Origin of the sequence: Agrobacterium sp. NPDC089420, assembly GCF_044900305.1 — a bacterium.
Classification (GTDB): domain Bacteria; phylum Pseudomonadota; class Alphaproteobacteria; order Rhizobiales; family Rhizobiaceae; genus Agrobacterium.
In genome coordinates this window covers 1-1,182 of record NZ_JBJDMY010000071.1, presented here as the reverse complement: position 1 = coordinate 1,182, position 1,182 = coordinate 1, and the positions used below count along the sequence as shown (strand labels likewise).

The window sequence follows — 1,182 nt, the reverse complement described above, 5'->3', positions numbered from 1 at the left end:
AGTTCAACAACCATCGCCGCCACGCTCTTGCGAGCGACTTCCGTGCCCTTGAATGGCTCGTTGCGCTCGGTGGTCTCGTAGTCGACCTCGTCGGCGTCAGTCAGCCACGCCGGACGCAGCACGGCATAATCCAGCCCGGATGCCTCAATGAGATCCGCTGCCTTGCGATACGGCGGGAAATACTCGCCGATCTCCCGGTTGTTCCACTCGCCGAACTTTCCAGGCACTTCGTCATAGATGCCGAGCGTGGTGCAGAAGATCAGCTTTCGGACGCCGGTAACGTTCATGGCGGCGATAATCGCGGCTGCCTGTGTATCTACGTCGCCTGCGAGGTTGGCATAAACAACATCCTGGCCGCCCATGGCTTCCTTCAGTTTGGCAGCGTCGTGAACGTCGCCTTCGATAACGCGGGTGTTGGCAGGAACCTTGCGGCCCAACTTCTTCGCATCGCGCAGGAACAAGGTCAGTTCGGCACTGTTTCGCTCCGCCAGCATATCGACCACATGCCGGGCGATCTGCCCGCTTGCGCCGAGGATCAGGATTTTCGTCATGCCGTTCTCCATGCCGTTTTTTGATGAGGTTAACATAGCCCCCTCGACGGCCCGGCAAAATAGGGGCATCCTTCAATGAGTTTGAAGCAGCAGTTCATAATGAGAGCCTATGGATCGCAATCTCCTGCCTGCCATTGCTGCTTTTGCGGAAGTCGCCCGCGAAGGAAGCTATACCCGAGCCGCCGGCCGGATCGGCATTTCTCCATCAGGCCTGTCGCAAACGATCCGGAGCCTTGAGCAGCAACTCGACGTGCGCCTGCTCAACCGGTCGACACGCTCGGTGTCACTGACGGACGACGGCAGGAAGCTGCTGTCCCAGGTCGAGCCGGGGCTTGCAATGATCTCGCATGCGCTGGTCGCGGTCGGCGAGGCGCGCGATAAGCCGAGTGGTGAAATCCGGCTGAACGCTCCGCGTATCGTGGCGCATCATTTCATCGAACCGCATCTCGGAGAATTCGTCCGCCGATATCCTGAAGTGCGTGTCGAACTGTTCATCGATGATGGTCTGGGAGACATTGTGCGGGAAGGTTGCGACGCGGGCATTCGTCTGCGCGAAAGCGTGACAGACACGATGGTTGCCGTACCGATCACGCCACCTGTTTGCCTTGCCGTCGTCGCTTCGCCGGCCTAC

2 protein-coding genes are annotated in these 1,182 nt (G+C 59.6%); one reads left to right on the top strand and one right to left on the bottom strand.

Translation table 11 applies throughout. From position 1 onward, the window contains the following. A partial coding sequence (locus tag ACI2KA_RS26985) for an SDR family oxidoreductase (RefSeq protein WP_404505495.1) occupies nt 1–551 on the bottom strand: 551 nt, incomplete at its 3' end. Between the two features lie 109 nt (nt 552–660). On the opposite strand from ACI2KA_RS26985, the gene ACI2KA_RS26980 reads away from it, so the two are divergent. Beyond that, nucleotides 661–1,182, top strand: a 522-nt coding sequence (locus ACI2KA_RS26980) for a LysR family transcriptional regulator (RefSeq protein ID WP_404505494.1), incomplete at its 3' end; no start/stop codon positions are given.